The organism is Aeromicrobium stalagmiti (assembly GCF_013283745.1).
In the GTDB taxonomy this organism is placed as follows: domain Bacteria; phylum Actinomycetota; class Actinomycetes; order Propionibacteriales; family Nocardioidaceae; genus Aeromicrobium; species Aeromicrobium stalagmiti.
In genome coordinates this window covers 17347-43861 of record NZ_JABSTZ010000003.1, presented here as the reverse complement: position 1 = coordinate 43861, position 26515 = coordinate 17347, and the positions used below count along the sequence as shown (strand labels likewise).

Below are 26515 nucleotides of genomic sequence, written 5' to 3'. Positions count from 1 at the left end.
TTTCAGGTCACACCACTGCAGGCGCGATGTTGCCGGCCTCGACGATGCCTCGCCGTGCGTCAAGCTTCCACAGCAGTACCCCGCCGATCACAAAGAATGCGATCAGGGCCAGGATGGCCGGCCGGTAGGAGTCGGTGAGCTGGTGCACGACGCCGAAGACCAGGGTCCCCATCCAGCTCGTGCCCCGCTCGCACGCCTGGTAGAGGCTGAAGTACTCCGCCTCACGGCCGCGGGGGATGAGCTGGGAGAAGAAGGCCCGAGACAGGGCCTGGGTGCCGCCCAGGACCAGCCCGATCGCCACGGCGAGCAGCAGGAACGGTGCGATCTGCTCCTTGGGCAGGAAGAAGCCGAAGCACACGACCAGGATCCACACGCCGAGCCCGTAGAGGATCGTCCTGTGGCTGCCGATGCGGGCCGCGAGACGGCCGAACACCAGCGCACCGACCACGCCCACGAACTGCACGACCAGGATCGTGGCGATCAGCACGCTGGTCTCGAAGCCGAGCTCCTTGTCGCCGTAGACCGACGCGGAGTAGATCACGGTCTGGATGCCGTCGTTGTAGAACAGGTAGGCGACCAGGAACAGCAGCGTCTGCGGGTAGTTGCGCAGCTCGCGCAGCGTCCGGACCAACTGACCGAAGCTGCGCTGCATCAGCGTCGCGTCGTCGCTGGGCACCGCACCGCGCGGCGCCCGGTCCTTGATGCCGCGGTAGGGGATCAGTGTGAAGTACGCCCACCAGAGCGCCGCCGAGAGCAGGCTGATCCGCACGGCCATCTCGGTGGACAGCCCGAACGGAAGCACCGTGACGAGGGCGAGGTTGATCGCCAGCAGCAGGCCGCCGCCGAGGTAGCCCAGCGCCCAGCCCCTCGACGAGATGCGATCGCGCTCGTCGGGCTCGGCCACCTCGACGAGGATCGCGTCGTAGACGACGATCGACGAGGCGTAGAACAGGTTGGCCACCACCAGCAGCGCAGCACCCAGCTGCCAGTTGGTGCCCGTCACGAAGAACATCAGCGCCGCAACGGCCGCGCCGGACCAGGCCAGCCGGGCCATGAGGGTCTTCTTGGACTCGACCCGGTCGGCGATCGCGCCCACGATCGGCAGGACGAAGGCCGAGATCACCGTGGCGAGCGTCACGACGTAGAACACGAGCGACCCGGCCGAGACCGAGAGGCCCAGCACCGAGAGGTTCTCGGTGCACTTGCGGTCCTCGTCGCCCACGAACCCGCAAGCCGCCCGCTCGGCGACGCTGGTCAGGTAGGGCGCGTAGAGCACCGTCCCGATCGTCGTGATGTAGGCCGAGTTGGCCCAGTCGTAGAAGAACCAGGCCCTCTGCTCCGGGTTGGCCTTGACCTTGTCGGTCTTCCTGCCGCTCATCTGGGCTCCCTCCACGTGCCTCGGGTGACGAGGACGTCCTTGAGGACGTCGGTGCGGTCGGTGATGATGCCGTCGACCCCGAGGTCGAGCAGCTGGTTCATTTCGTCGGGCTCGTCGATCGTCCACACGTGGACCTGCTGCCCCAGCGCGTGGGCACGACGCACGAAGCGCGGGGTCACCACCGTGAAAGGTCCGCGGCGGTGCGGCACCTGCAAGCACGCTCCGCGGGGACGGCCGGCGACCCGGAGCAGGGGAGCGGGCACGAACCGCGCCAGCACGACCTCGCGGGTCGAGGCGGATGTCGCCACGCCCGGCAGGGTGCGTCGGATGTGACTGAGTCGGGCATGGGAGAACGAGCTCAGGCAGGTGCGGTCGACGGCGTCGTGTGCCTCGAGGACCTCGCACGTGGGCTCGACCGCGTCGTCGGACTTGACGTCGATGTTGAGCCGGGCGTCGGGGAACGCCTCGAGCAGCGTGGCGAGGCGGGCGAACGGCTCACGCCCGTCGAGGCGTTGCAGGTCGAACGCGGTCGACGACATCTCTCCCACGGCCTCGCTGCCGCCGGTCAGCCGGTCGAGCCGCTCGTCGTGCACCGCGTAGACCACGCCGTCGGACGTGCACCGCACGTCGGTCTCGAGGTAGCGGTAGCCCAGGGCGTACGCGCGGCCGAACGCCGCGAGGGAGTTCTCGATGCCGACGTTGTCGACCACTCCCGCACCGCCCCGGTGCGCCATCGCCAAGGGTGGTCGATCAAGGAAGCCGGGCACGACGCCACGCTATGCCCTCGGAGGGCCAGCGCGCCGCAACCCCCGGCTCAGATGTCGCGGAAGGTCTCGATCTGCGCGCCGAGGGCGTTGAGGCGCTCGGCGAGGTCCTCGTAGCCCCGGTTGATGACGTAGACGCTGCGCAGCACCGACGTGCCCTTGGCTGCGAGCATCGCGAGCAGGATCACGACAGCGGGGCGCAGCGCGGGCGGGCAGATCAGCTCGGCGCCGCTCCAGTGCGTCGGCCCCTCGATCAGCACGCGGTGCGGATCGAGCAGCTTGACCTGGGCGCCGAGCTTGTTGAGCTCGGTGAGATAGATCGCGCGGTTCTCGTAGACCCAGTCGTGCAGCATCGTCTGCCCCTCCGCGGTCGCCGCGATGACGGCGAAGAACGGGAGGTTGTCGATGTTGAGGCCCGGGAAGGGCATCGGGTGGATCTTGTCGATCGGGGCGTGGAGCCGGGACTCGTACGTGGTGATGTCGACGAGGCGGGTCTCGCCGTTCTCGGCGGCGTACTCGGGGCTCCGGTCGTACTGGAAGCCCATCTCCTCGAGCAGCGCGAGCTCGATCTCCATGAACTCGATCGGCACCCGGCGCACCGTGATGCTCGACTTCGTGACGATCGCGGCCGCGATGAGGCTCATGGCCTCGATGGGGTCCTCGCTCGGCGCGTACTCGACGTCCCGGTTGATCTCGGTGGCACCGGTGATGCGCAGCGTCGTGGTGCCGATGCCCTCGATGCCGACGCCGAGCTTCTGCAGGAAGAAGCACAGGTCCTGGACCATGTAGTTGGGGCTCGCGTTGCGGATGACGGTGACGCCGTCGTAGCGGGCCGCGGCCAGCAGCGCGTTCTCGGTGACGGTGTCTCCGCGCTCGGTCAGCACGATCGGCCGCTCGGGACCGACGCCGACGGCTGCCGTCGCGTGATAGCTGCCCTCGGTCGCGACGACCTTCAGGCCGAACGGGCGCAGGGCCGTCATGTGTGGCTCGACCGTGCGGGTGCCGAGGTCGCAACCACCGGCGTAGGGCAGCTCGAAGTCGTCGTAGCGGTGCATCAGCGGGCCGAGGAACATGATGATGCTGCGCGTGCGGCGGGCGGCGTCAGCATCCATCGCGGCCAGGTCGAGGTGGGCGGGGACGATGAGCTCGAGGTCGTTCTCGTCGTTGAGCCACGTGGCCTTGACGCCGATCGAGGTCAGCACCTCGAGCAGGCGGTTGACCTCCTCGATGCGCGCGACCTTGCGCAGGATCGTGGTCCCGGCGTTGAGCAGCGACGCGCACAGCAGGGCGACGCCGGCGTTCTTGCTCGACTTGACGTCGATCGTGCCCGAGAGCGTCGTGCCCCCGGCCACCCGCAGGTGGCTGGGGCCGGACGTACCGACGCTGACCAGCTCGGAGTCGAGGGCGCTGCCGATGCGCGCCAGCATGTCGAGGGTCAGGTTCTGCTGGCCCTTCTCGATGCGGTTGATCGCGCTCTGGCTGGTCTTGAGCTCGGTCGCGAGCTCGGCCTGCGTCAGCCCGCTGTGCTGTCGGGCGTCCCTGATGAGAGCTCCGATACGGGCCAGATAGTCGTCGCGCACAGTCATGTTCTCCACCATATCTCAGATATGAGATAACTCAATCTGTTGAAATCGGCGTGGCGACGCGACGAGCGAGGAGCGCGATCGCGACCCCCACGAGCGTCAGCGCGCCCCCCAGCACCCCGACGATACCGACCTGCGAGTCGTCACCCAACAGGTCGATCACCTCGGCCGTGACCACCTGTCCGGCGATCATGCACAGCCCGAGGACGAGGACGCCGTGCAGGCGCACCGTCCACGACGCGATCCAGATGAATCCGACCCCGCACAGACCGCCCAGGTAGAGCCATGGCGCCGCCGGGAGCCCGTCCAGCTGACCGTCGAACGCCAGGCTCACCAGGGCGAACACGACCAGGCCGGTCGTGCCGACGAGGAAGTTGTTCCACGTCGTGGCCCACGACCCGCCGACCGCGGCGACCCGGCCGTTGAGCGCCTGCTGGACGGCCTGGAGGGTGCCGGCGACGAACGCGAGCAGCGCGAAGAACGCGATGAGCAGGTCGGCGTCGTCGACGAGTCGCTCGCCGGCCGTCAGCACCACGGCGACGACCGCGAGGGCCGCCGCGAGCACGCGGGGCGCTGTCACCGCGTGACGGCCGCTGGGGGAGAGGCCCACGTGGTCGGTGAGCAAGGAGCTGGCGGACTGCCCGGCCGTGAAGGCGACGATGAACAACGCCACACCGATCGTGCCGACCGTGATGCCCTGGGTCGCGACGAAGAATGCGCCGCCGAGACCACCGAGCACCTCGATCGGACGGAGCCGTCGGGTGGCCAGAGCGCCGCGGATGCGGCCGACGCCGTGCCGGGCGCTGGGCAGGGCTATGAGCAGCAGGCTGAGCAGCACGAGCCCGCTGCCGAAGCTGATCGTCGCCGCGACCGCGCCGGAGCGGAGCCCGTCACCGAGCTTGTCGGCCAGCTCGCCGTTGATCCGGGCCTCACAGGCGACGAGCGCGCCGGCCCCGAGCATCAGCGGCACGGAGGCAGCACGGAGCCACGTGGGAGCTTCGCTCACCTCAGAAGGCGCTGGCGTCGGTCTGCCCGAGCAGGCGCGCATCCTCGACACCGCTGTGCGCCGTGAGCTGGCCCCAGTAGATCCCGTAGGCGGCGTCGGACACCGTCCGGTCGTGGATCGGGATCAGCGACGTCGGCGAGACTCGCTGCACGAACTCGACGGTCTCGCTGAGCTTGGCCCACGGCGCCGAGAGCGGCAGCGCCAGCACGTCGACACCCTCGGGTGCGTATTCGTACGTGTCTCCCGGGTGGAACAGGACGGGCTCGTCGGCCGCCGACACGAGCACACCGACGTTGGCGATGCGGGGGATCTCGGGCAGGATCACCGCGTGACGGGCTCCGACACCGCGGATCGTGAGGCCCTTGACGACCGTCTCGGTGCCGTCGGTGTTGGACGTCCAGCCGCCGCCCACCTGGGACGCCGTCTCGGGATCGCAGATCAGCACCGCGTCGGGGTTGCGCTCGAGCAGGCCCGTCGCGCGGTCCTGGTCGAGGTGGTCGGGATGCTGGTGGGTGACGACGATGGCGTCGAGCCCCTCGAGCGCGAACGTCTCGTCGGGGCTGAACACGCCCGGGTCGATGAGCAGGCGGGTGTCGGCGGCCTCCACGAGGATGGCGGCGTGCCCGAAGCGAGTGATCTGCATGTCATCCATCTTGCACCGGCGCCCAGCCGTGCCGTGACCGGCTCCGAATCATGGTCATGCCACTGACCTCCGACCTCTCGGCGCTGGCCGCCGGCCTGACCGCGCGCTGGACCGTCCGCTACGGCGAGCAGCTGCGGTTCGCTGGCTCCGACCTCCCGGCCCCGGTGTCACGCCGCGTGCCGACCCGCCACGGTCGCGTCAAGGTCGACCTCTACGTGCCACCCGGGGTCGAACGGCCGGGCACGTACGTCCACCTGCACGGCGGAGCGTTCATCATGCGGTTCCCCCAGATGGACGACTTCTTCTGCCGGTTCATCGTGGCCGAGGCCGGGGTCGCCGTCGTCAACGTCGACTACCTCGCCGCGCCACGCGTCCGCTATCCCGTCGCGCAGCACCAGTCCCACGACGTCCTCGCGTGGCTCGCGGACAACGCAGGGGAGTGGGGGCTCGATCCGGAGCGTCTGGCGATCGGCGGCTTCAGCGGCGGTGGCAACCTCGCGGCGTCGGCCTGCCTGCAGGCCAGGGACCTCGGGACCGCGCGTCCGCTGCTGCAGCTGCTCGGCGTGCCGTCGCTCGACGTCGCCGGTGACGTCAACGGCAAGCCGTCCGTGGTGTCCAACCCCATGATCGGCCCCGGTCTGCTCACCCTCGTGCGGTCGACGTACTTCAAGGACGCCTCGAGGCGGTCCGAGCCCTATGCGTCGCCGCTGCTCGTCGACGACGTGGCCGGGCTGGCGCCGGCGGTGGTCTACACCGCCGAGTACGACTCGTTGCGCGCCGAGGGCGATGCGTACGCCGCCCGCCTCGACGAGGCCGGCCTGCTCGTGGAGCACCGGGTGGTGCCGCGCCGCGACCACTACTTCCTCGACGGCGACGACCCGCGGCAGGCGCGCGGGCTGCTGGACGACCTGGCGACCCACGTCCGCACCGCGCTCGGCGGCCGGGCCCCTGACTGACGGGATGCCTTCGGCCAGGTGGCAGAGTGTCCGCATGTCTGAGCGCGAGATCTTGACCTGGGAGCTGTTCGGGACGGCGAGCCGCGAGCTCGCGCACGCGATCGCCGACAGCGGCTTTCGGCCCGACGTCGTGCTCGGGATCGCACGCGGCGGCCTGGTGCCGGCCGGGTCGTTGGCCTACGCGCTCGACTGCAAGAACCTGTTCACGATGAACGTCGAGTTCTACACCGGCGTCGGGACGACGCTCGACGCCCCGGTCATGCTGCCGCCGCTCCTCGACGCGACCGAGCTCGACGACCTGTCCGTCCTCGTCGTCGACGACGTGGCCGACAGCGGCAAGACGCTCGAGCTGGTCTTCGACTTCTGCCGCGGCCATGTCTCGGAGGTCCGCACCGCGGTGCTGTTCGAGAAGCCGCGGTCGGTCATCAAGGCCGACTACACCTGGAAGCACACCGATCGCTGGATCAACTTCCCGTGGTCGACCGAGCCGCCTGTCGTGACCCGTTCGGGCGTCGTCGACAGCTGAGAGGCGTCCGTCCTGCGGTGCGGCTAGTGCCGGTCCTCGAGGCCGACGGCCTCACGCAGACGGGCCACCGACTCCTCGAGCGCCGGGTCGTCCTGCGCGCGTGACGCCATCAGGTCGGCGAGCGCCTCGGCCAGGACGTTGAGCTTCTCCTGCGCGGCCTCCTCCGAGCGGCGTCCGGCGTTCTCGAGCAGCACCAGCAGGATGAGCGAGATCACCGTGCCCACGGTGTGGATCGCGACCTGCCACGCCTTGAGGTCGACCCAGAGCGGGGCGCTCAGCAGCCAGGCGACGATCAGCACGATGATCACGGCGAAGAACGGCGCGCGGCTGACGTGCTGATAGGCGCCCTCGACGAAACGGTCGAAGGCCGAGCGGTCGTCCTGCCCCTGGCGGGCGGTGGATCTGTTCGTCATGCAGAGACCCTAGACCCGGGGGAGGGCCACTGCTCGGGACGTCAGCTGAGGTACTTCTCGACCACGTCGCCGGACCGCTCTGCGGCGTCGTCCGCCGAGCCGCCGGTCTCACGCAGCGCCTTGCGCTGGCGCAGCAGGTCCCAGGCCTGGTCGAGCTCGACCTCGAGCTGCTTGAGACGTGCGTGCTCGTCGTCGCGGGTGATCTCGCCGTCGGCGAGCTGCTGGCGCAGGACCTTCTCCTCGGTCACGAGAGCGGTGATGTGCTCGTGGATTCCCTGATCAGTCGTCATGTCCGGAGTCTACGTCCGCCGTCGGGGACCGTTCAGCCGCGCAGCTGGGCGGCGAGGGGGCAGTCGAACGGGTCGCGGGCGCGCAGACCCACGTGGTTGAGGTAGTCGACGACGATCCCGTACGACTCGAAGAGACCGACCTCCTGGTAGGGGATGCCCTCGCGGGCGCAGTAGGCGCGGACGGTGGGCCGGACCCGCTTGAGGTTGCACCGCGGCATGCTCGGAAACAGGTGGTGCTCGATCTGGTAGTTGAGGCCACCCATCGCGACGTCGGTCAGCGGGTTGCCCCGCACGTTGCGCGACACGAGCACCTGACGCCGCAGGAAGTCCAGCCGCATGCCCGGCGGCACGATCGGCATGCCCTTGTGGGCCGGTGCGAACGACGCACCGAGGCACACCCCGAAGACGGCCATCTGAACGGCGAAGAAGGCCACGGCCATCGGCAGGGGCAGGAACGCCACGAGCACCGACACGTAGGCGACCAGGCGCGTCACCACGATGGCCAGCTCGGTGCGACGCCACGGCTGGCGCGAGCCCCGGTCGAGACCCGCGCGGATGCTGCTGACGTGCAGGTTGAGCCCCTCCAGGGTCAGCAGCGGGAAGAACAGCCAGCCCTGCCGCCGCACGAACCAGCCGGCGAAGCCTGTCTGGCGCGCCGCCTCGATCGCCGGCGTGAACGCGATCGCACCCGGCCCGATGTCGGGGTCGATGCCCTCCTGGTTGGGAGCCTGGTGGTGCTTCGCGTGCTTGGCACGCCACCACGCATAGCTCAGGCCGGCGAAGGCGCCGGCGAAGATGCGCGCCGACCAGGCGTTCCAGCTGGCCGACGTGAAGATCTGCCGGTGGGCCGCGTCGTGACCGAGGAACCCGAACTGGGTCACGACGAGGCCGAGCGCCGCGGCGACGCCGAGCTGCCACCACGAGTCTCCCAGCGCGAAGAACGCCACCCACACGCCGACGAACGCCGACACGGCGAGCACGATCTGGGTCCAGTAGTACAGGTGGCGGCGCTCGAGCAGGCCCTGCCGCCGGACGTCCTTCAGGAGCCCGGCGTACAGGCTCACGTACCGGTCTGCTGGACGGTCTGGGGTCGTCGTCGAGGTCATGCCTCCACGCTAGGAACGCCCGGCGTCGCGGGCGATGGTGCTGTGACCCGTCTCAGGGTGGGTCTGGACCCACCGACGACCACCTAGCATCGACGACATGAGCGAGACCTCGAACGAGCCGTCCCTGGGGTCCATCCCGGTGCGTGCCGGCCTCCTCGTCGGCGCGTGCGTCGCGCTGCTGTGGGTCGTCGAGGTCGTCGACGTCGTCAGCTCAGGACGCCTGGAGCAGAACGGCATCCACCCGCGCAGCCTCGACGGGCTCGACGGCGTCCTGTTCGCGCCCCTGCTGCACGACGACTGGCCTCACCTGATCGGCAACACCGTGCCGCTGCTGTTCCTCGGCTTCCTGATCGGCTTGTCAGGGGTGCGGACGTGGGTGCAGGTCACCGCGATCGTCTGGGTCCTCGGCGGTCTGGGTGTCTGGCTGCTGGCCGGGTCGAACAGCAACCACATCGGAGCCTCGGGCCTGGTGTTCGGCTGGTTGGCCTACCTCGTCGTCCGGGGCGTGTTCACGCGCAGTCTTGGACAGATCGTCATGGGGCTCGGCGTGCTGCTCATCTACGGCGGAATCCTGTGGGGAGTGCTGCCCGGACGCCCCGGCATCTCGTGGCAGGGACACCTGTTCGGCGCGCTCGCCGGCGCACTGGCCGCCTGGCTCCTCGCCGAGCGCTCCGATCACGACGAGACCTGACGGTCATGGCCGGACATCCGTTGCCATGAAGTCATTCGTCGGGGTCCTCGGCCTGCTGCTCGTCGTGGCGGGATGTGGTGCAGGCGTGCCGTCGTCTCCACCGCCCGAGAAGCCGTACGACGGCCCGATGGTCCTGCCGCAGGACTTCGCCGACGACGCGACCGCGGTCGAGCGCTCCGGCGCGGCCGGCAGAGCCCTGGAGTGCACGGGGACGCCGTATGCGGGCGGTGGCGGAGACTACGACGGTGGGCTCGAGGAGGTCCAGGACTCCGCACCCGACGCGATCGAGAACTTCATCACCGAGGAGGGCGCGGGCACGGGCGTCCCCGACAACGGATATCGGCTGGAACGACAGGAGAAATTGCGCTCCCTCTACTCCTTCGACGTCGACCGGCGGACCGTGATCGCCTTCATCGTCTCCGACCGCGTCACCGACTATCGCGGCGAGACCGGCTGGGGAGTGGAGTCATGGGCCCAGTGCGACCCGGCGGAGCTGCCGGCAGAGCTGACGGAGGACTCCTACCTCCAGGTGTGGACGGACGTCAGTGGCCAGCGGGTGCCGGCGTCAGTGATCTCCTCCTACCAGGGTGCCGAGCACTGTGACTGGCGGGACATCACCTTCCTGCAGCTGGGGGAGGACCCCCGGCAGCCCGGCTACGTGCGTGACCCGAGCGGCGAGCTGAACGACCTGCTGACCGGCGTCCTCGACCGCGACGCGACCGTCCCGAAGGATGCTCGCGACACCGGCTACCGCCGTGACGGACGACAGCTGTGGCTGACCGACGACGCGGCCTATCTGGTCAAGGTCGGACAGGCCGACGACGTCGAGAAGTGGCCCCGTGCGAAGGACCCCATCGGGTGCGCCTGAGCGTCCGCCGCCGACCTGCTCGACTTGCCTCCTCGTGGATCGTCGGCAAGTGTGGACGTTTGGCCACGACACTGACGAACAGGAGAACGACATGCTGACCCTGACCGACAATGCCGCCGATGTGGTGAAGAAGATTGCCGAACAGGTTCCCGACTCCGCCGAGTCCGGGCTCCGCATCAGCCAGGCCGGCTCCGAGGAAGAAGCCGGCCTCGCCCTCACGCCCGTCGAGGCGCCGCAGCCGGGCGACCAGGTCGTCGACGACGGGGGAGCCCGGGTGTTCCTCGACCCCACCGCCGCCGATCTGCTCGGCGACAAGGTGCTCGACGCCCAGGTCGATCCTGATGGCTCCGTGCAGTTCGGGCTGGGCCAGCAGGCCTGACCCCGCACGTCGCGGCGCCTCCTGTCACCATCGTGGTGGCAGGAGGCGCTGTCGTTATGTCAAGTTGCGGTTGACGAACTGGGGAGGGGATGAGACAGGATGACTTCACCACGTCCACACCATCGGGGGTCCCGTGCAGAAGCCCAAGCTCACGACCGCACCATTCACCCAGCCCGCGCCTGAGGTCTTCGAGGCCGTCCTGGGCGTCGTCCAGAACGGCAAGTTCACCCTGGCTGCGCTGGACAACGAGCGGCACAGGATCGCGTTCAGCAGCGGCAAGACGGCATTGTCGTGGGGACACGACTACCTGGTCGAGGTCGCCCAGGGGGCCACCGGCGCCGAGCTGAGTCTCGTCTGCGGCGGCGTCGACGGTGCGCCTGCAGCCCTGATGGACGGCTGGAAGAACGGCAAGGCTGCCGGCAAGGTCGTCGCTGCGGTCAACGACGTCGTCAACGGCGTCACCACCGCGCACGTCACACCGACGGAGTCTTTCGGCGTCGAGATCTTCGGTCAGGCGTGACGCGCGAAGCGATCAACCAGACACCGACCGGCTGATCGCCCCTTGCGGGGTTCTGAGCCCCGTTCGACATGTGTCCGATAATGCACATTATGTCAACTGATGAGGATCTAGCGTCACGTCCTGCTGAACAGGCCTCCCCTGAGCTCGATCTCTCCGCAGCCAAGGCTGAGGCTGTTCATGGCTTCAGCGTGGCGACAAGATGCCCGTGTCGTCGAGCTCCCGGATCCTGGCGCGTTACCGACTCGTCGACCACGAACCCGTGGTGCACGAGAAGCTCACCGAGCGCGGCAGCGGACCAGTAGTACGCCGTCGTCACGGCGTGATCGAACGGTTCGCCGGCGTCGCCGTCGAAGAAGCCGAGCAAGAGGGATCCGCCGGGCGCGAGGACTCGCGCGACCTCCCCCAGGATCTCCGGGACGTCCGTGGGCGCAGCGTGTATGAGCGAGAACCACGCGAGCATCCCGCCCAGCGAAGCAGTGGCGATGGGCAGCGCCACCAGATCCGCGACGAGCAGACTGACGTGCGGGAACCGCCCGCGTCCTGACGACACGAAGCGCGCTGAAGCGTCGACGCCCACCACGTTGCGCTGTCCGTCGGCCGAGAGCACGTCCGTCCAGTGCCCGGGCCCGCAGCCAGCGTCCAGAAGGCAACCGGTCGTGGCATCACGCCAGGACTCGATCGTGGCCACGTCCTGCGGCGCCATCTGCTCGACCGAGCCCAGCTTGGCTACGTACTCGTCCGCGCGGGCGTCGTACGCAGCGGCGACGTCGGCTCTCAGCACACGCGGATCGTAACGGGCCACGCCGTCAATCCCTGTCTTCGGCGTGCTCCGGGTCGCGCTCCGGTCGCGTCATGACGTCCTCTCCCCCTGCCGACTTGGTAGCGTTCATCGATGAGCAAGCCCATCGATGACAAGCTCGCCGCCTTGCTCGGCGAGGACAAGAACATCCTGGCTGCCCGCCTGTTCGTCGAGTCCTTTGCAGGCGGCGTCCAGAGCCCCTTGGAGTTTCGAAAGATCCGCGCGCACCTCGCCTCGATGGCCGGGCTCGGACGTTTGAAGATCTTCTCCGGATACGGCCCCGACTACACGCTCGGAGTCGAGCTGGTGCTTCGGTGGGAGCGCGCCATGCTTGCCGCCCGCCTGTTCGCCGGGGACAGCGCCAGCATGTACCTCCTGCTCGTCAGCGACGGCGAGACGGTCCGCACGTCTGCCGACCCATACGCTGCGGCACTCGCGGCCATAGCCTCCGGAACCCCCTAGGACGATGCAGATGCCGCTGTGGCCGGGTTCAACCAGATGGTGAAGGACGGGACTCGTCGGGGAGAGGATGCGCCACTCCCCTGTTCCACGGCGGCGACCAGTCGGCCAAGACAGTGCTAGCCGTCGACGTCACCGCTGGCGGTCGGGATGAAGCAGACGCGCGGCCGACCCTTGCCGGTCAGCTCGAGCAGCAAGTCGTCGAGCGCCAAGGAGCCATCGTCGGACATCGAGAACCCGCCGCCACCGAGGGCGAGGACAGTGCCGAGCATGATCGGACCCTAGCAACGCGGGCACTCCCCTCACGACCCGCTCGTAGAATGGCTGCAGGGCCACGGACGACGAGGAGGTGCCGATGAGCGCGCGCGACCGCAAGCGGCACGAGTACCGTCTGCGCCTCGAGACCGAGGCCGCCGCGCAGGGTCAGGCACAGGATCAGGGTCAGGATCACGCCGACGCAGAGCCGGACAAGGCTCCTGACGAGGCGGCCGCCTCGCGCCAGCGTCGCCGGACCCATCAGCCGGCGTGGGTCGAGATCCAGATCCAGCAGGCGATGCGCGACGGAGAGTTCGACAACCTGCCCGGGGCAGGCAAGCCCATCCCGGGCATCGACCGCCCGCACGACCCCGACTGGTGGCTCAAGCGGCTCATCGAGCGCGAGAAGATCAGCGTCCTCCCCCCGGCGCTCGCCCTCCGTACCGAGGACGCTCGCCTCGACGAGGTGCTCGACCGCGAGTCCGTCGAGGCCGGCGTGCGCCGCGTGATCGACGACTTCAACGCCCGTGTCATCGACGCTCGGCGTCAGCTGCAGGGCGGTCCTCCGGTCATCACTCCCCTGCGCGACGCCGATGCCGAGGTCGCCGCCTGGACGCAGCGCCGGGCTGACAAGGTCGCCGCCCAGAAGCGCCGCCTGGCCGAGCTGCGGGCCGAGGAGCGAGCAGCCACTCCCCCTGCGTGGTGGCGTCGCCTGCTCGCCCGGCTCCGCATCCTTCGCCGCGCCACGTCGTGATGTCCGATGCCGCGGGCACACTGAGAGCCATGCCGGCGTCCGACGACCTCCCGATGACGCGTGAGCTGACGCTCGGCTCCGACGTCAACGTGATGTTGACACTGTCGCTGCTGCGCCGTGGCGCGTACGACCCCACCTCGCGGCGCGACGGCTCGACCCTGTGGCGCACGAGCCGGATGACGACCGGAGCGGTCACCTACCGGCTTCGCCAGCCCGATCGGCGCGTCGTGCTGGCCGACGCGTGGGGTCCCGGGGCTGCCGAGATGCTCGACGGCCTGGAGTCGCTCGTCGGAGATGACGACGACCCGACCGGCTTCGAGCCCGAGCACCCCGTGGTCCTCGACTCGCACCGTCGTCACCCCGGGCTGCGGGTCCCCCGCACGGGCCGCGTGCTCGAGGCCCTGATCGGCGCCGTGATCGAGCAGCGCGTCGTGGGCATCGACGCGTTCGCTGCGTGGCGGCGGCTCCACCTGCGCTTCGGCGACCCGGCACCCGGGCCTGCCCCCGACGGCATGAGGGTGTTCCCGACGGCCGAGACCTGGGCGTCGGTCCCCTCGTGGGACTGGCACCTCGCAGGCGTCGACCCTCAACGGGCTCGCACGGCGCAGGCGTGTGCACGCCTCGGCCGCCAGGTCGACGACCTCGTCGTGACCCACGATCGCGACCACGCGGCTGTCTATCGCGGCCTGCGGTCGATCCCGGGCGTCGGCCGCTGGACGGCTGCCGAGGTCGGCATCCGGGCCCTCGGTGACGCCGATGCTGTCTCGTTCGGAGACTTCCACGTCGCCAAGGACATCGGGCAGGCACTCGCCGGCCGACCGTTCGACGACGCCGAGCTCGAGCGCGTCCTCGAGCCGTGGCGTCCCCACCGACAGCGGGTCGTGCGTCTCGTCGCCCTCAGCCCGCTCGCGCCGCAGGTCAGACGAGGGCCGCGAGCCCCCCGTGTCGACCATCGCAACATCTGACGGAATGAAATCGAGTGCCGAACGACTTGAGATGGACATGACCACGACGCTGCGCACGCTCACCCGCCGACAGGTCGACCGGTCCGTCAAGGACTCCCTCGCGCAGGTCTACCTCGCCGCCTACGGCGATCCGGCGCTGCCCGAGAGCGCCCTCGACGCCGACAACTTCGTGACCTCGACGCTCCCCCGGCACGCTCGCCGCGCAGGCTTCCGCCTCGTCGTCGCCACCACGGACGACGTCGTGTCGGGCTACGGCTACGGATTCACCGGACGTCGCGGCCAGTTCTGGAGCGACTGGCTCGCGGGCGCAGCACCCGAGGCCATTGTCGAGGACTGGGTGGGCGACCACTTCGAGCTCGTCGACCTCGTGGTCGATCCTGCCTTCCGCGGCCAGGGGCTGTCAGGCCTGCTGCACGACGCGCTGGTCCAGGACCTCCCCCACGAGCGCGCACTGCTCGCGACCGCTCCCGACGATGGCCCGGCTGCGCGCCTCTACTCCGGTCGCGGCTGGCAGGTGCTCGTCCCCGAGATCGACGGCGCCAAGGCCCTCTTCGGGCTGGACCTCACCACCCGCACGGCCCAGTGAGCCGCATCCCCGGCTGGGTCCGCGTCGCCCTGGCCATGTTCGCCGTCGGCTGGGGTGCCAACCAGTTCGCGGCGATGCTGCTGGTCTATCGCGAGGAGGACGGCGCCTCGACCGAGATCGTCACGGCGCTGTTCGGCGCGTACGCCCTGGGCCTCATCCCGGCCCTGCTCGTCGTCGCACCGATCTCCGACCGGATCGGTCGTCGGCGCGTCATGCGGCCCGTGCTCGTGCTCTCGACCATCGCGACCGTCATCCTCATCGTCGGCGGCGACAGCTTCGCCCTGCTGCTGATCGGCCGACTCGTCGCCGGCATCGCGTCCGGCGCTGCGTTCGCCCCCGGCACCGCCTGGATCAAGGAGCTGTCGACCGACCGGCCCGGTGGCACCGGCGCCCGCCGGGCGACGCTCGCGCTGTCCGCCGGCTTCGGCTCCGGCCCCCTCGTGGCCGGCATCGTCGCGCAGTGGCTGCCGGGGCCGACGATCCTCCCCTACCTGCCGCACCTGGTGCTGATGGCCGTCGTCATCGCGATCGCGTGGCACGCGCCGGAGCCGTTCGTCCCGCGCAGCACCGACGAGCCGCGGCGTCACACCGAGGTCTGGGGCATCGTGTCGTCGCGCCCGTTCGTGCTGGGCGTCCTGTTCACGGCCCCGTGGGTGTTCGGCTGCGCGTCCATCGGCTTCGCGACCCTGCCGACGTTCGTCGACATCGGCGTCGCCCCGATCGCCGTGATCGGCGCACTCGCGGGCCTGACCCTGTGGACCGGCGTCGCGATCCAGCCTCTCGGCCGGCGCCTCGGCGATCCTCGTCGCATCATCACGACGGGGCTCGGCGCTGCAGCGGCAGGACTCGCTGTCGGCACCGCGCTCGACCTCACCGGCGCGGCCTGGCTCGTGCTGCCCGCTGCCGTCCTGCTCGGCGCGGCCTACGGGCTGATCCTGGTCGGAGGGCTCACGGCGGTCGAGTCGATGGCCCATCCCGACGACCTCGGCACGCTCAACGCGATCTTCTACAGCCTGACCTACATCGGCTTCGCCGCTCCCCTGCTCAGCACGCTGGCCCTGACGGTGATCACGCCCGAAGAGCTCATGCTCGTCGGACTGGCCGTCATCGCGGTGACGATCCCGATGGTGCTGGCATCGAGGCCTATGTCGCGGCGATGACCGCGAACACGTTGCCCGACGGGTCGGTCAGCCAGGCGATGTCGGGGCCGTGGCCGCGCATGACGCCGTCGTCGCCCAGCGGCATCCCGGCGTAGCGCTCGAAGTTGACTCCGCGCTCGGCCAGCTCGGCCACGGCGGACGTGACGTCGTCGACCGGCAGGTTCAGCACCGTGAACGAGGCAGGTGAGTGGGCCTCACCCTTGGGATAGACCAGCACCGCGTGGTCGTCGCCCAGGTGGATGATCCCCATGCCGTTCTCGTCCTCGCTGACGTCGAGGCCGAGGACGTCGCGATAGAACGCCACCGACTCGGGCACGTCGCGCACGGAGAACCCGCTGAACGGGCTTCGGTAGTCGACCATGTCTGGCTCCTCGCAGTCAGTGTCAGGTCTCGGCACCGTACGACGAGGAGCCTTGACAGACAACCGTCGCGGAGACGATTCTCGGCGCATGACGGACATCCCCCCGGTGGGCGCGCCGGCACGACGCGCCTTCGACGCCGCCGGCTACACGACGCTCGAAGAGCTGCTCGCCGCGGACGAGAACGACCTGCTCGCGCTGCACGGCGTCGGCCCCAGAGCCATCCGACTCCTCAAGGAGGCGGCAGCCGGGGGCTGATGGGTCACTCGAACGGCGAGGGGTCTCCCGCGCCGACACGGACGACCTCGGCCGATCCGTCCGAGAAGTCGACGACGGTCGTCGGCTCGGCGATGACGTCCTCGCCGGACTCCACGACCGCGTCGACCTGGCCGTCGAGCTCGTCGGCGATGAGCCATGCGGCCGACATCGGCTCGGTCTCGCCGGGCAGGATCAGGGTCGTGGAGAGCAGCGGCTCCCCCATCGCCTCGAGCAGGGCCATGACGATCCGGCTGTCGGGGATGCGCACGCCGACGGTCTTCTTCTTCTCGTGCAACAGACGCCGGGGCACCTCGCGGGTCGCCGGCAGGATGAACGTGTAGGGCCCGGGGGTCGCGTTCTTGACCGCCCGGAAGATCGCGTTGTCGACGTGGACGAACTGACCGAGCTGCGCGAAGTCCTTGCACATCAGCGTGAAGTGGTGCTTGGCGTCGAGCTTGCGGATCGTCCGGATGCGGTCGAGCGCCTCCTTGTTGCCGAGCTGTGCGCCGAGCGCGTACCCCGAGTCGGTCGGGTAGGCGATGAGTCCGCCCTCCTGGATGACGGCCGCAGCCTGGTCGACGGACCGCTGCTGCGGGTTCTCGGGGTGGATGTCGATGAAGCGCATGATCTGAGGCTACGGCCAAACGGCCGGACATGGTGAGGGGCCGCGCATCACGCGCGGCCCCTCACCTGCGGTCAGCTGAAGACGCTGACGCCGCCCGGGCCCACGAGGAGCGCGACGACGATCAGCACGGCTCCGTACAAGAAGTCACGCTGGATGATCCGGATGACTCCGAACACTCCGATGATGACTGCGGCGATCCACAGAATGGTCTCCCACATGGTTTCCCTCCCTTTCGGCGACGACCCATGTCGTCCGAACAGGAGTACCCCTCCCCGCCTGTCTCAATCCCGCAGGTTCGACCTGCTTGTGACCTGGGTCACTCAGATGCGTTCCGCCATGCGGACGCGCGTCCGTGTCGTGGGACGCCCGACCGGGCGCGACCTATTCTGGACGACGAGATGATTGCTCCACCCGCGTCCGAGAGGGGTGCCGCCCGATGAGTGAAGCCGCACTAACCCTGTCCGAGCGCCGCGACCGGCAGATCGCCCACAACGACGCCCGCACGGCACACCTGGCTTCCCGCGAGGCGATGCTCGCGCCGCGGCGCAGCAACGACGAGCTGCGAGCGATCGCCGAGGCCGCCCAGGAGCGCCTCGGAGACACCGACGCCGCGACCGTGCTCGCCTGGGTCGCCGAGGAGTTCGGCTACCGCACGGCCGTCGCCTGCTCGATGGCGGACGCCGTCCTGCCCGCGGTCGTCGCCGAGCACCTCCCCTGGGTCGACACGCTGTTCCTCGAGACCGGCTACCACTTCGCCGAGACGATCGGCACGCGCGACGCCGTCGAGGCCTCGATGCAGCTGTCGATCGTGGACGTCAAGCCGCGCCGCAGCGTCGCCGAGCAGGACGCCGAGTTCGGCGAGAAGCTCTACGAGCGCGATCCCGCGCTGTGCTGCGACATGCGCAAGGTCCAGCCGCTGCACGACACGCTGCAGGGCTACGAAGTCTGGATCACCGGCGTGCGCCGTGACGAGGGACCCACCCGCGCCAACACCCCCTTCATCACCTGGGACGACAAGAACGGGCTGGTCAAGATCAACCCGTTGGCGGCCTGGACGTTCGACGACGTCCTGGCCTACGCCGATGACAACGACGTCATCGTCAACCCGCTCGTCAACGACGGCTACCCCTCGATCGGGTGCGCCACGTGCACGCGACGTGTCGCCCCCGGCGAGGACCCCCGAGCCGGCCGCTGGGCCGGACTCGACAAGACCGAGTGCGGCCTGCACACCTGACCTGCCCGCACCAGCACCGACAAGGCACCGATGACCCTGACTGACGAACGCCGTCTCACCCAGCTGCAGTGGCTGGAGTCCGAGGCGATCCACATCATCCGCGAGGTGGTCTCCGAGTTCGAGAAGCCCGTGCTGCTGTTCTCCGGCGGCAAGGACTCGGTCGTGATGCTCCACCTGGCCACCAAGGCCTTCTGGCCGGCCCCGGTCCCGTTCCCGGTGCTGCACGTCGACACCGGCCACAACTTCCCCGAGGTGCTCGCCTACCGCGACGCCACGGTCGAGCGGCTCGGCCTGCGACTCGAGGTCGCCAGCGTGCAGGACTACATCGATGACGGACGACTGCGCGAGCGCAGCGACGGCACGCGCAACCAGCTGCAGACCCAGCCCCTGCTCGACGCCATCACCGACGGCAAGTTCGACGCCGTGTTCGGTGGCGGCCGACGCGACGAGGAGAAGGCCCGCGCCAAGGAGCGCGTGTTCTCCCTGCGCGACGAGTTCGGCCAGTGGGACCCGCGCAACCAGCGGCCCGAGCTGTGGAACCTCTACAACGGTCGCCATCGCCCCGGCGAGCACGTCCGCGTGTTCCCGCTGAGCAACTGGACCGAGCTCGACGTCTGGCAGTACATCGGCGCCGAGGACATCGCCCTTCCCGAGCTCTACTACGCCCATCACCGCGAGGTGTTCGAGCGCGACGGCATGCTGGTCGCCGTCAGCGACGTGTCGCTCCCCCGCGAGGGCGAGACGGTCGAGAAGCGTCAGGTCCGCTACCGCACCGTCGGCGACATGTCGTGCACCGGTGCCGTCGAGAGCGACGCCGTGACGGTCGACGACGTCATCGTCGAGGTGGCGGCCACCCGCCTCACCGAGCGTGGCGCGACCCGCGCCGACGACCGGGCGTCCGAGGCTGCCATGGAAGACCGCAAGAAGGAAGGCTACTTCTGATGCGCACGCTCCTGCGTCTCGCGACCGCCGGCTCGGTCGACGACGGCAAGTCGACCCTCGTCGGACGGCTCCTGTTCGACTCCAAGTCGGTGCTCGCCGACCAGTTCGACGCCGTCGAGCGGGTCAGCCGCGACCGCGGTCTCGCCTCGGCCGACCTTGCTCTGCTCACCGACGGGCTGCGCTCCGAGCGCGAGCAGGGCATCACGATCGATGTCGCCTACCGCTACTTCGCCACTGCGGAGCGCTCGTTCATCCTCGCCGACTGCCCCGGCCACGTGCAGTACACGCGCAACACCGTGACCGGCGCGAGCACCGCCGACGTCGTCGTCCTGCTGGTCGACGTGCGTCACGGCATCCAGGAGCAGACGCGTCGCCACCTCGCCGTCGCGTCGCTGCTGCGGGTTCCCCACGTCGTCGTGGTCGTCAACAAGATCGACCTCGTCGACTTCGACGAGGACACCTACACGCGTGTCTCGGACGAGGTGCTGGAGTCGGCTCGGAGCCTCGGGCTCTACGACGTCGCCACGATTCCCGTCTCGGCCCTCGCTGGCGACAACGTCGTCGACCGGTCCGAGCGGACGCCGTGGTACGACGGGCCCAGCCTGCTCACGTTCCTCGAGCAGCTCTCCCCCGTGGGCGACCCGCACTCCGAGCCGCTCCGCTTCCCGGTGCAGCTCGTCATCCGTCCGCAGTCCGCTGCCGGCGAGGAGTTCCGTGACTACCGCGGCTACGCCGGGCAGGTCGCGTCGGGCCTCGTCCGCGTCGGCGACGCGATCACGGTGCAGCCGAGCGGCCGCACCAGCGTCGTGACCGGCATCGACTTCGCCGGCCAAGAGCTCGACGAGGCCTTCGCGCCGCAGTCGGTCACGCTGCGCCTGCAGGACGACATCGACATCTCACGCGGTGACCTGATCGTCACCTCGCGGAGCGTCCCGCCCGTCACGCAGGACATCGACGGAACGATCGCGTGGCTCGCCGACGGCAACCTCGTGCCCGGCACCAAGGTGCTGCTCAAGCACGGCACCAAGACGGTGCAGGCGATGGTCAAGGTCATCAGCGGCAAGCTCGACCTCGACGACGCCCGGCTGCTGCCGGCACAGTCGCTGGGCCTCAACGACATCGGCCACGTGACGCTCCGCCTCGCCGCCCCGATCCCGGCGGAGGAGTACCTTCACGCCCGCGGCACGGGTGCGTTCCTGCTGATCGACGCCCAGGACGGCACGACGCTCGCCGCCGGCATGGTGGGTGACGCCCTGCTCGACACCAAGGCTGAGGTCGAAGCGGTCAGCGCCGCTACAGTTCCTGCATGACGGGGACGGCATGACCGGCAGCCTGCCGCTGACGCTGCGGGTCGCCGGGCGGCGGGTCGTGGTCGTGGGCGGTGGTCACGTCGCGACCCGGCGCACGCTGTCGCTCGTGGACGCCGGCGCCGCGGTGGTCGTGGTCTCCCCGGAGGTCTCCGACTCCCTGGCGTCGTCGATCGGTCGCGGTGACGTCGAGTGGGTGCCCCGCACGTACGCTCCGGGTGACCTCGCAGGCGCCTGGCTCGTGCAGACGGCCACCGACTCCCCCGTCGACGACCAGGTCGCGGCAGACGCCGAGGCCGCACAGATCTGGTGCCTCAAGGGTGGGGACCCCGAGAATGCGACGGCGTGGGCCCCGGCCGTCGCGCGGGTCGACGACGTCATGGTCGCCGTCAGTGGCGGAGGCGATGCGGGACGTGCGTCGGCGCTCCGCGACGGCGTGGCGGCCGCACTGCAGGCGGGCGAGCTGCCGATGCGCCACCGCACCCACCACCCGGACGGGTTCGTCGCACTGGTCGGCGGTGGCCCCGGCGACCCCGGGCTACTGACCACACGTGGCCGACGCCTCCTGGCCGAGGCCGACGTCGTGGTCGTCGACCGGCTGGCACCGCACGCACTGCTCGCCGAGCTCGACGCCGACGTGGAGGTCATCGACGTCGGCAAGAAGCCCGATCACCACCCCATCCCCCAGCACGAGATCAACGCCCTGCTCGTCGACCGCGCCCAGCAGGGCAAGATCGTCGTACGGCTCAAGGGCGGTGATCCATACGTCTTCGGACGCGGTGGCGAGGAGCTCATCGCGTGCCGCGACGCCGGCATCCCGGTGGAGGTCGTCCCCGGTGTCACGAGCGCCATCTCGGTGGCTGCCGCCGCCGGCATCCCGGTGACGCACCGGGGCGTCTCGCGCGGCTTCACCGTCGTGACGGGGCACGAGGAGATCACGGCCCTCCCCCACGACGGCTCGCACACCCTGGTGATGCTGATGGGCGTCAAGCGCCTCGCGGAGACCTGCGACGAGCTCATCGCCTCCGGTCACCCCGCACACACGCCGGCCGCGATCATCGAGCGCGGCTACACCCCGACCCAGCGGGTCACGGTCGCGACGCTGGAGACCCTCGCCGACACGGCTGAGGCGGCCGGTGTCGAGCCACCCGCCATCACGATCGTCGGCGACGTCGTCACGCTGTCGCCCGCCTGGCCGCCCGGCGCCTAGGTCAGCGAGGCTCTCCGTCACGGGCAGCACTCTCGAGAGCATCGAGGTATCGGCGTGTCATCCGGCGCTGGACCAGCCGTGCGACCGGGCCGCCCAGGCGGGTCAGGACGCTGCCGGGGCGCGAGAACGCTGTGATGGACGCGGTGACGGTGCCGCTCGCCGGGTCGATGGTGACCATGAAGCGCTCCTCACCGCTCTCGGGATGCCGCGCAAGAGTGCCGTAGGTGAATCCGCGGCGGACAGCCTCGTCGACCACCGACACGACCCGGCACTCGAACTTCACCGTTCGCCACACGAAGGCGACGTCTGCGCCGGCGACGGCACGATCCGGCCCGCCCGTCCTGCGCACGCCGGCACGGCGGTGCATGCCCCACGTGAGCAACGTCGCCGATGCAGACTCGAACGCAGCCCGGCCATGACCGATCTCGCGCGACTCCTGCAGGTGGTGGAAGCCGTCAGGCAGGACGCCCTCGGTGGCGCCCACCTCGGCATAGGTCAGCCCGTCACGTGGCACCGTCGGCTGATCAGTCATGTGGCAGGAGCGTAGCCCCGAAGGCGGTCACCCGCCGCGCGATCGGACGCGACGTCGATGAGAGCCTTGACTGACCCCTCCCAGAACAGCGAGATTGTGGCGCTGAGGCGAACGGAGTCCGTCAGGTTGCGTCGCTCACTTCGTCCCGGCGCCGGAGCAGGTCAGGCGAGTCGCTGCGCGACGGTGTCCACGTCACCGCCAGTGCCCCAGTCATGAAGTAGATCAGCTGGAGAATGTGGAAGCCCCGAATCGACGCGATCTCTCCCACGATCCAGAACACCATGATGGTCCCGGCCACGATGCTTGCGAGCGGCCAGCCCTCGCTGCGCTTCACCATCGCGATGGCCGCGATCAAGGAACTGCCTCCGACCACCGCCAGCAGAACCACTCCCGGGAAGTAGTTGCTGGGGAAGTCCGTGCTCCTCACCCAGGTCGACTGCTCGGGGATCCAGTCCGTCATGAGTGCGAGACCTCCGACCACGGAGCTGAATCCGTTGAACAGCAGCAGTCCCAGCTGCGCCTTGCCTTGCGGCTCATCGAACGTCTATCGCCGGACGGGGGTCGACACAGCCGCGCTGTCGGACCGTTGAGGTGTCGCCGTCGCTGATGCCCAGCACCAGCGACGTCGAGCTTGGCTTCATGATCGTTCCCCGATGGGGAGGAATGTCCTCCGATAGCACTGAGCGTCGCGGACCATTGCCGTCCACGACATGCGCGATCGTCCCCACCTGACGGGACCAATGACCCACATCGCCTAGGTTCGTCGGCGTTCGGGGTGCAGACTCCAAGCATGGTCAAAGAGCAGGCACGAGACATCGAGCAGCGCGAAAAGGACCTGGCGCGTCGAGAGGCCGCTCTGGACGAGCGACTCGAGTCAGCGAGGTCGATCTTGAAGGACGCGGACGACCGTGACGCGAGGGCCGACGATCGTGATGACGTCGCCGACGGCCGCGAGCGTGACGCGGACCTGAAGGCGCTCCTCGGCGACGAGCCGGGATACGTGGACAGGATGCCAGCCCGTCGAGACGCCGCCCTCGACCGCGTCCACGCGAAGGGCGACCGAGCTCATTCCGCCCAAGACCGCGAGAACCTCACCGACAACACGTCCGAGAGCTGAGCGCGGCCGCGACAGGCCCGCGAAGGAGGTCATTCGGCTCTGGCCGAGGGGGCGTGCTGCGAGCAGGATCGGGCAACCGGCGGCCGCCAGCCGCCCCGAGTCAGGGAGCACCCGTGCACCGAACCGCGCATCGACCGTCGACGTGCCACAACCGTGCCCTTCGCCGACGACCAGACAAGATCGTCGGCATCATGGCGTTGTGCTTCTCAGCCGTCTACTTCCTGTCCGACGTCATCGAAAGCGTCCAGGGCGGGTTCTCTTCGGCCCAGCTGTGGCTCACCCTGATCGCTGAAGCAGCTGTGCCGATCTTCGTCGTCGGCCTCGCCTTGGCCCATCGGCCTGCTTGGGGACGGGTGGGACTCATCAGCGCCGCCGCGTACGCCTACGTGTACGTGTTCTTCACCGGCACCGTGATCTACGCTCTCGCGAACGACACCCCCGACTATGAGACGCTCAGCGACGACCTCGGACTGCTGATGCTCGTCCACGGCGTCATCATGGTCGTCGCCGGTCTGGGGTTCGGGTGGGCCGTGATTCGAGCACGGAAGCTCCCGGCCTGGACGGCCGTCGCTCTCATGACTGGCGTGGCACTGGTTGCGGCCACGCAAGGCATGTCGGACGGGATTCAGCTCGGTGCGGCTGGTGTTCGCGCGCTGGGTTTCGCAGGGATGGGAGCGGCTCTGGTGCGGTTCCGCTCGAATCACGCGTGAAGCAACGTCGACGACGCCGACTCTCTCTGCGCTCGCCGTAGTTCAGGACCTGCTTGCGTGCCCCTGCTCAGCAGGCTCGCGGTTGCAGCCGGGTGAACCTGGCGTGTCTTCGGGACTTCTGGTCGGGGTCGACCCGGCTGGGCGGGACGACCTCGGGGATGCCGTCGTCAGCCATGACGACGACCCATTCGCCCTCGTGGACGAGGAAGTGGTGGAAGTGGCACAGCAGAGCCGCGTTGGCCAGGTCGGTCGGCCCGCCTTCTGACCACCAGGTGATGTGATGCGCTTCGCACCAGGCGGGCGGCCGATCGCAGCCGGCCCAGATGCACCCTTGGTCTCGCGCCGCCAGGGCGAGTCGCTGGTGGCGCGTGTAGAGGCGCTTGGAGGTGCCCAGGTCGAGCAGGCGAGACTCCGAGTCGAGGTAGAGCGCGACGAGGGTGGCATTGCACGCCATCCGTTGGGCTCTGGCGGCCGAGGTGGTGGTGCCGGACGTGTTGGTCGCGGTGCCGTTGCCGGTGCGCAGATCGTCGACGTCGATGGTGACGGCGACTGTCGCGGCAAGGCCACCGTGCTGCGGGAGAGCTCCGGTCGGCAGGTGGGCGATGAGCTCGGTGAAGGCGTGCCCCATCTTCTGGTCCCTCGGCAGGGCGTTGTACTCGCCGACGCCCATGCCGAGGCGGATCGCGTTGTCGGCGGACCGGCGCGGGGCGATGATCCCCTCGATCGCGGCGCGCAACGTGTCGCTGTCAGCGTCCGGGATGGTGCCGATGATCCGGGTGGTGCCGTCACCGCGCCGCTTCATCGACAGCCGAGTCGCCTCCCAGGCCTTCTGCTCCTCGGCGAGCACCTTCTTGCCCAGGGCTTCGTCAGCCCCGTCGGGATCGATGACCTCCAGCACGCGGTTGGCCAGTCTCCTCAGGTCGTCCAGGGTGTGCTCGGCAGCGAGTCGCAGCAGGTGAGCCTCGGCGTCAGTCCGGGGCTCATCGTCAACCCAGTCCGGCAGGGCGTCGACGGCCTCCATGATGACCTTGGCCTGATCGGTCGAGATCTGCCCGTTGGCCCACGCGGTCCGAGTGGCCTCGGTGTGGTCGGTGCTCACCCTTGCCAGGGCGACGAGTCGCGATGCCTCGCCCTTGGAGATCCCGGTCTGTGCGGCGACCCACGCGGTGGTCGAGGTCGCACCGTCATCCTTGGGCAGCCCCATCCCCTCAGCGCAACCCGCCAACCGCGAGGCCAGCGCGTCCAGCGCTGTGCGGGCCTGCAGCACGGCCCGGGTGACCTCGCGGACCTCGGCACCGGTCAACGTCCACGGCTCGAGCGCAGCAGCGTCACCCGTCAGGGATGACAGCTGGTCGATGATCATGCGCGGCTCCGAGATGGACTAGAACGTATGTTCGAGTGTATCTGGATGCGCCCGTCAATACAAGGCATTCGAGCCAATATTTCGCTGCAATAACAGCAGAATTGTGGACCGACAGAACCGGTGAAACCAGCCTAGACGACGCCCCGGACACAGCCTGTCGCGAGCGACCATACTGATGGACATGTCCACCACTCGCGGCCTCGACAGGCTGCTCGCCTTCAGCGATGCGACCGTGGCCATCGCGATCACGCTGCTGGTTCTCCCGCTCGTCGAGATCGCGCAGGAGGTCCAGGACAAGCCGGTCGGAGAGTTCCTCGACGAGCAGTCCTTCGAGCTGTTCTCGTTCGCGCTGAGCTTCGTCGTGATCGCCCTCTTCTGGCGGCTGCATCACTCCATGTATGAGCACGTCGAGCGTTCGACACCCGCCCTCGTCAGGGCCAACCTGGCGTGGCTGGCGACCATCGTGTTCCTCCCGTTCCCGACCGAGCTGCTGGGCGCTGACCAGGACCAACGCCTGACGCACGGTCTCTACATCGGCACGCTCGTCGCGGCCAGCGCCGCGCAGGCCGCGCAGAAGTGGCTCATCCTGCGCGACGGTGGCACGGCGCGTCCGCTGCACTCCGACCTGGTCTCACTGGGCCTGATGACGGCGGCGCTGGTCGTCGCCGTGCTCGTGCCGGCGATTGGGCTGTGGGCGCTGGTGATCCTGCTGCTCTCTGGTCCGATCGAGCACCTCGTCGAGGCCAGGAGCTGAGAC

The 26515-nt window shown here is 69.3% G+C and carries 34 protein-coding genes and 1 pseudogene; 19 read left to right on the top strand and 16 right to left on the bottom strand.

Going from position 1 to position 26515, the window contains the following annotated elements; translation table 11 throughout:
• Positions 1 to 7: 7 nt before the first annotated feature.
• The 5 genes from HQK15_RS12635 to HQK15_RS12615 are packed head-to-tail and all read right to left on the bottom strand — an operon-like array spanning position 8 to position 5374.
• Positions 8 to 1378 carry an MFS transporter gene (locus HQK15_RS12635; RefSeq protein ID WP_173491851.1) on the bottom strand — a complete coding sequence of 457 codons (1371 nt, stop codon included), beginning with the start codon at positions 1376 to 1378 and terminating at the stop codon, positions 8 to 10.
• The gene (locus tag HQK15_RS12630; RefSeq protein ID WP_367649161.1) at positions 1375 to 2145 is read right to left on the bottom strand and encodes a glycerophosphodiester phosphodiesterase family protein; all 771 of its coding nucleotides are present in this window, start codon (positions 2143 to 2145) and stop codon (positions 1375 to 1377) included. The genes HQK15_RS12635 and HQK15_RS12630 overlap by 4 nt, the downstream gene beginning before the upstream one ends.
• 47 nt (positions 2146 to 2192) lie before the next feature.
• The gene (locus HQK15_RS12625; protein ID WP_217361664.1) at positions 2193 to 3728 is read right to left on the bottom strand and encodes a UDP-N-acetylglucosamine 1-carboxyvinyltransferase; all 1536 of its coding nucleotides are present in this window, start codon (positions 3726 to 3728) and stop codon (positions 2193 to 2195) included.
• 31 nt (positions 3729 to 3759) lie between these two features.
• A complete protein-coding gene (locus tag HQK15_RS12620) occupies positions 3760 to 4731 on the bottom strand; it encodes a DMT family transporter (protein WP_217361663.1) in 972 nt (323 codons plus the stop codon).
• Position 4732: 1 nt separating this feature from the next.
• Positions 4733 to 5374 (bottom strand): MBL fold metallo-hydrolase, encoded by a 642-nt coding sequence (locus HQK15_RS12615; RefSeq protein ID WP_173491850.1) that lies wholly within the window; start codon positions 5372 to 5374, stop codon positions 4733 to 4735.
• A 56-nt stretch (positions 5375 to 5430) separates the two neighbouring features.
• On the opposite strand from HQK15_RS12615, the gene HQK15_RS12610 reads away from it, so the two are divergent.
• Both HQK15_RS12610 and HQK15_RS12605 read left to right on the top strand, forming a co-directional pair.
• Positions 5431 to 6330 carry an alpha/beta hydrolase gene (locus HQK15_RS12610; protein WP_173491849.1) on the top strand — a complete coding sequence of 300 codons (900 nt, stop codon included), beginning with the start codon at positions 5431 to 5433 and terminating at the stop codon, positions 6328 to 6330.
• A gap of 34 nt (positions 6331 to 6364) precedes the next feature.
• Complete coding sequence (locus HQK15_RS12605; RefSeq protein ID WP_173491848.1) at positions 6365 to 6856, top strand: phosphoribosyltransferase; 492 nt, start codon at positions 6365 to 6367, stop codon at positions 6854 to 6856.
• A 23-nt stretch (positions 6857 to 6879) separates the two neighbouring features.
• Here HQK15_RS12605 and HQK15_RS12600 read toward each other — a convergent pair whose 3' ends face one another.
• The 3 genes from HQK15_RS12600 to HQK15_RS12590 are packed head-to-tail and all read right to left on the bottom strand — an operon-like array spanning position 6880 to position 8665.
• On the bottom strand, positions 6880 to 7269 hold the full coding sequence (locus HQK15_RS12600) for a low affinity iron permease family protein (protein WP_173491847.1): 390 nt from the start codon (positions 7267 to 7269) through the stop codon (positions 6880 to 6882).
• 41 nt (positions 7270 to 7310) lie between these two features.
• Positions 7311 to 7559: a DUF2630 family protein gene (locus HQK15_RS12595; protein ID WP_173491846.1), complete on the bottom strand. Its 249-nt coding sequence runs from the start codon at positions 7557 to 7559 to the stop codon at positions 7311 to 7313.
• A gap of 32 nt (positions 7560 to 7591) precedes the next feature.
• On the bottom strand, positions 7592 to 8665 hold the full coding sequence (locus HQK15_RS12590; RefSeq protein WP_173491845.1) for a fatty acid desaturase family protein: 1074 nt from the start codon (positions 8663 to 8665) through the stop codon (positions 7592 to 7594).
• A 97-nt stretch (positions 8666 to 8762) separates the two neighbouring features.
• On the opposite strand from HQK15_RS12590, the gene HQK15_RS12585 reads away from it, so the two are divergent.
• The 4 genes from HQK15_RS12585 (at position 8763) to HQK15_RS12570 (ending at position 11123) form a co-directional block, all read left to right on the top strand.
• A complete protein-coding gene (locus HQK15_RS12585; protein ID WP_173491844.1) occupies positions 8763 to 9356 on the top strand; it encodes a rhomboid family intramembrane serine protease in 594 nt (197 codons plus the stop codon).
• 25 nt (positions 9357 to 9381) lie between these two features.
• Entirely contained in the window at positions 9382 to 10224 is an 843-nt protein-coding gene (locus HQK15_RS12580) for a hypothetical protein (RefSeq protein ID WP_173491843.1), read from the top strand.
• Between the two features lie 91 nt (positions 10225 to 10315).
• Positions 10316 to 10603, top strand: a complete 288-nt coding sequence (locus HQK15_RS12575) for a HesB/IscA family protein (RefSeq protein WP_173491842.1) — start codon at positions 10316 to 10318, stop codon at positions 10601 to 10603.
• Between the two features lie 133 nt (positions 10604 to 10736).
• Complete coding sequence (locus tag HQK15_RS12570; protein WP_173491841.1) at positions 10737 to 11123, top strand: hypothetical protein; 387 nt, start codon at positions 10737 to 10739, stop codon at positions 11121 to 11123.
• 175 nt (positions 11124 to 11298) lie between these two features.
• On the opposite strand, the gene HQK15_RS12565 is transcribed toward HQK15_RS12570, so the two are convergent.
• The gene (locus HQK15_RS12565) at positions 11299 to 11925 is read right to left on the bottom strand and encodes a class I SAM-dependent DNA methyltransferase (protein ID WP_217361661.1); all 627 of its coding nucleotides are present in this window, start codon (positions 11923 to 11925) and stop codon (positions 11299 to 11301) included.
• A 90-nt stretch (positions 11926 to 12015) separates the two neighbouring features.
• On the opposite strand from HQK15_RS12565, the gene HQK15_RS12560 reads away from it, so the two are divergent.
• Entirely contained in the window at positions 12016 to 12384 is a 369-nt protein-coding gene (locus tag HQK15_RS12560; protein WP_173491839.1) for a hypothetical protein, read from the top strand.
• A gap of 128 nt (positions 12385 to 12512) precedes the next feature.
• Here the strand turns inward: HQK15_RS12560 and HQK15_RS12555 are convergent.
• Positions 12513 to 12653: pseudogene (locus HQK15_RS12555) on the bottom strand (Type 1 glutamine amidotransferase-like domain-containing protein); the annotation flags it as partial.
• A gap of 83 nt (positions 12654 to 12736) precedes the next feature.
• On the opposite strand from HQK15_RS12555, the gene HQK15_RS12550 reads away from it, so the two are divergent.
• Genes HQK15_RS12550 through HQK15_RS12535 form a run of 4 tightly spaced genes read left to right on the top strand, consistent with a single transcriptional unit; the run spans position 12737 to position 16101 of the window.
• Positions 12737 to 13390, top strand: coding sequence for a DnaJ family domain-containing protein (locus tag HQK15_RS12550; RefSeq protein ID WP_173491837.1), 654 nt, complete (start codon positions 12737 to 12739; stop codon positions 13388 to 13390).
• A 29-nt stretch (positions 13391 to 13419) separates the two neighbouring features.
• Positions 13420 to 14355 (top strand): DNA-3-methyladenine glycosylase family protein, encoded by a 936-nt coding sequence (locus HQK15_RS12545; protein WP_173491836.1) that lies wholly within the window; start codon positions 13420 to 13422, stop codon positions 14353 to 14355.
• A gap of 37 nt (positions 14356 to 14392) precedes the next feature.
• The gene (locus HQK15_RS12540) at positions 14393 to 14941 is read left to right on the top strand and encodes a GNAT family N-acetyltransferase (protein WP_173491835.1); all 549 of its coding nucleotides are present in this window, start codon (positions 14393 to 14395) and stop codon (positions 14939 to 14941) included.
• On the top strand, positions 14938 to 16101 hold the full coding sequence (locus tag HQK15_RS12535) for an MFS transporter (protein WP_217361660.1): 1164 nt from the start codon (positions 14938 to 14940) through the stop codon (positions 16099 to 16101). The genes HQK15_RS12540 and HQK15_RS12535 overlap by 4 nt, the downstream gene beginning before the upstream one ends.
• Here HQK15_RS12535 and HQK15_RS12530 read toward each other — a convergent pair.
• Complete coding sequence (locus HQK15_RS12530) at positions 16085 to 16462, bottom strand: VOC family protein (RefSeq protein ID WP_173491834.1); 378 nt, start codon at positions 16460 to 16462, stop codon at positions 16085 to 16087. The genes HQK15_RS12535 and HQK15_RS12530 overlap by 17 nt on opposite strands.
• Positions 16463 to 16550: 88 nt before the next feature.
• Between HQK15_RS12530 and HQK15_RS12525 the strand changes: the two genes are divergently transcribed.
• Positions 16551 to 16718, top strand: a complete 168-nt coding sequence (locus tag HQK15_RS12525; protein WP_173491833.1) for a helix-hairpin-helix domain-containing protein — start codon at positions 16551 to 16553, stop codon at positions 16716 to 16718.
• Between the two features lie 4 nt (positions 16719 to 16722).
• Here HQK15_RS12525 and HQK15_RS12520 read toward each other — a convergent pair whose 3' ends face one another.
• Together HQK15_RS12520 and HQK15_RS12515 are read right to left on the bottom strand one after the other, a co-directional pair.
• Positions 16723 to 17346 (bottom strand): L-threonylcarbamoyladenylate synthase, encoded by a 624-nt coding sequence (locus tag HQK15_RS12520; RefSeq protein ID WP_173492219.1) that lies wholly within the window; start codon positions 17344 to 17346, stop codon positions 16723 to 16725.
• A gap of 68 nt (positions 17347 to 17414) precedes the next feature.
• Entirely contained in the window at positions 17415 to 17561 is a 147-nt protein-coding gene (locus HQK15_RS12515; protein WP_173491832.1) for a GPGG-motif small membrane protein, read from the bottom strand.
• 218 nt (positions 17562 to 17779) lie between these two features.
• Here HQK15_RS12515 and HQK15_RS12510 point away from each other — a divergent pair, with 218 nt between their 5' ends.
• From HQK15_RS12510 to cobA, 4 genes are read left to right on the top strand one after another with little or no spacing between them, the layout of a single operon-like run.
• Positions 17780 to 18577 carry a phosphoadenylyl-sulfate reductase gene (locus HQK15_RS12510; RefSeq protein ID WP_173491831.1) on the top strand — a complete coding sequence of 266 codons (798 nt, stop codon included), beginning with the start codon at positions 17780 to 17782 and terminating at the stop codon, positions 18575 to 18577.
• Between the two features lie 30 nt (positions 18578 to 18607).
• Positions 18608 to 19519 carry a sulfate adenylyltransferase subunit CysD gene (gene cysD, locus HQK15_RS12505; protein WP_173491830.1) on the top strand — a complete coding sequence of 304 codons (912 nt, stop codon included), beginning with the start codon at positions 18608 to 18610 and terminating at the stop codon, positions 19517 to 19519.
• Positions 19519 to 20829 carry a sulfate adenylyltransferase subunit 1 gene (locus tag HQK15_RS12500; protein WP_173491829.1) on the top strand — a complete coding sequence of 437 codons (1311 nt, stop codon included), beginning with the start codon at positions 19519 to 19521 and terminating at the stop codon, positions 20827 to 20829. The genes cysD and HQK15_RS12500 overlap by 1 nt, the downstream gene beginning before the upstream one ends.
• A gap of 10 nt (positions 20830 to 20839) precedes the next feature.
• Positions 20840 to 22036, top strand: a complete 1197-nt coding sequence (gene cobA, locus HQK15_RS12495; RefSeq protein ID WP_173491828.1) for a uroporphyrinogen-III C-methyltransferase — start codon at positions 20840 to 20842, stop codon at positions 22034 to 22036.
• Between the two features lies 1 nt (position 22037).
• On the opposite strand, the gene HQK15_RS12490 is transcribed toward cobA, so the two are convergent.
• Together HQK15_RS12490 and HQK15_RS12485 are read right to left on the bottom strand one after the other, a co-directional pair.
• A complete protein-coding gene (locus HQK15_RS12490; RefSeq protein WP_173491827.1) occupies positions 22038 to 22568 on the bottom strand; it encodes a DUF1990 domain-containing protein in 531 nt (176 codons plus the stop codon).
• A gap of 121 nt (positions 22569 to 22689) precedes the next feature.
• Positions 22690 to 23028, bottom strand: a complete 339-nt coding sequence (locus tag HQK15_RS12485) for a hypothetical protein (RefSeq protein WP_173491826.1) — start codon at positions 23026 to 23028, stop codon at positions 22690 to 22692.
• A 330-nt stretch (positions 23029 to 23358) separates the two neighbouring features.
• Between HQK15_RS12485 and HQK15_RS12480 the strand changes: the two genes are divergently transcribed.
• Both HQK15_RS12480 and HQK15_RS12475 read left to right on the top strand, forming a co-directional pair.
• Positions 23359 to 23685 (top strand): hypothetical protein, encoded by a 327-nt coding sequence (locus HQK15_RS12480; protein WP_173491825.1) that lies wholly within the window; start codon positions 23359 to 23361, stop codon positions 23683 to 23685.
• Between the two features lie 113 nt (positions 23686 to 23798).
• Positions 23799 to 24395: a hypothetical protein gene (locus HQK15_RS12475; protein ID WP_173491824.1), complete on the top strand. Its 597-nt coding sequence runs from the start codon at positions 23799 to 23801 to the stop codon at positions 24393 to 24395.
• 67 nt (positions 24396 to 24462) lie between these two features.
• Here the strand turns inward: HQK15_RS12475 and HQK15_RS12470 are convergent, their stop codons facing one another.
• A complete protein-coding gene (locus HQK15_RS12470) occupies positions 24463 to 25758 on the bottom strand; it encodes an HNH endonuclease signature motif containing protein (protein WP_173491823.1) in 1296 nt (431 codons plus the stop codon).
• 181 nt (positions 25759 to 25939) lie between these two features.
• On the opposite strand from HQK15_RS12470, the gene HQK15_RS12465 reads away from it, so the two are divergent.
• The gene (locus tag HQK15_RS12465; RefSeq protein ID WP_173491822.1) at positions 25940 to 26512 is read left to right on the top strand and encodes a TMEM175 family protein; all 573 of its coding nucleotides are present in this window, start codon (positions 25940 to 25942) and stop codon (positions 26510 to 26512) included.
• Positions 26513 to 26515: the final 3 nt, after the last annotated feature.